This window comes from Paenibacillus sp. J22R232 (assembly GCF_056269165.1).
The window spans coordinates 1-1,552 of record NZ_JBWDNK010000045.1 but is presented as its reverse complement, the minus strand read 5'-3'; the positions used below and the strand labels follow the sequence as shown (position 1 = coordinate 1,552).

Sequence of the window (1,552 nt, the reverse complement as noted above, 5' to 3'; positions counted from 1 at the left end):
AGAAAACCAGCTAATAGTTGTCAAGCTGCAGTGTGTAATATGTTTTGAAAACTGCTATACTGTTTTTTAAACACAACAAATAAACCTTCATTGGCGTGAAGGTTTATGGATAATTATAGAAATTAAATACTAAAGGGTTGGTTTTTATTAAGGATGGCGTACACGTGATGAAGAAGCTTGTTGGCGCAAGCAATCACAACCACCTTGTAGGGCTTACCCTCTTTTCTTTTCATATCATAATAGTCCTTTAATCTACTATTTCTTCCACCACGTAGTCCGCACTGAACAGCCAAGTATAGAGCTCTTCGAAGTCTTTTTGATCCGCGCTTTGTTATCCGATTTCTAGAGGCTGTATACTTACCCGAACTGTAAACACTTGGATCAAGTCCTGCGTAGGCAACAAGTTGTTTAGCACTCTTAAATTGATGGGCATCTCCGATCTCTGCTATGATCGCCGAAGCAAGTTTGTCACCTATGCCTGGAATCGTCTTTAAAAGTTCTACTTCCGGTAATGTCTCGGAGATTTCCCTTATGGTTTCTTCCAGCCTTCTTAATTGCTTTTGAAACTCAAGTAAGAGCGATACCATCCCCAGAAGGGCCATGCTTTGCGTTATGCTCCTTTTTTGAATGGCCCATTCATGCCATGCTGGTCTCAACTGATTTACCTTCTCGCCTACCCAATCTTTCGAATGAGATTTCCCGGTTTGTTCCTGAATGATAGATCCTACCTTTTCAAAATCATCGTTCAGAAAACTCTGTAGCACTCTGAGTGCAGTACCGGAGAAGAGATTACTGAATACCTTCTCAAACGCAGGAAATACCTGATCCAATAACGCTCTCGAGTTTAACTTTGCCTGGACATACATTGAGGTAATAAACTCATGTTGTCTCGTCACATGCTGCAGCTCGGTGTACAACTCGTCCCATGTACGATGTGGCGCTACATCACCCCGATAATACATCTCAGCTAAATGCCATGCATCAGCAGCATCGGTTTTTACTTTTCGCAATTGCGTGTTTCTCGCACGTTTTGATTGAAGTGGATTGATTATAATATGCTTGTACTCTCCACGTATGAGATAGGAAACTAATCCCCGATGGTAATGGCCTGTTGCTTCCAAAATAATGATTGGATCTTTACCGGAGAGTGCCTTTAATTCATCAAGCAGTTCTCCCAGTCGTTTAAAACCACTCTCCTCATGCGTAATATTCTCCAATATTCCGTACGGTTCATTCCTTCGTAGAAAAGCCTGAATCACGCTGGTTCCTTTAGCCACATCTAATCCTATAACTGGCTCCATAACACACTCCCTAATTTAAAAGTAGCCGTCACTGCCACGATGGTTCCAAACCCATAGCTTCGCTTGTGATACGAGATCATTGTCTCAACCAGCTCAAACATGGTCATTGGGGGCAGGGAGAGAACTGTTTTCACTACGGGGTTGACCCCAATAAAGTATACGTTCTCTCGGCCACCGCCATCATATGACACCTATGAAAAAAGGCCAACCAGAAATCTCTGGTTAACCTAATAATACGAAATAAAGTATTA

At 42.1% G+C, this 1,552-nt stretch carries 1 protein-coding gene; it reads right to left on the bottom strand.

The annotated features are described in order from the left end of the window. Positions 1-122: 122 nt before the first annotated feature. Positions 123-1,301: an IS110 family RNA-guided transposase gene (locus tag AC0YN3_RS33075; protein ID WP_475779065.1), complete on the bottom strand. Its 1,179-nt coding sequence runs from the start codon at positions 1,299-1,301 to the stop codon at positions 123-125. Positions 1,302-1,552: the final 251 nt, after the last annotated feature.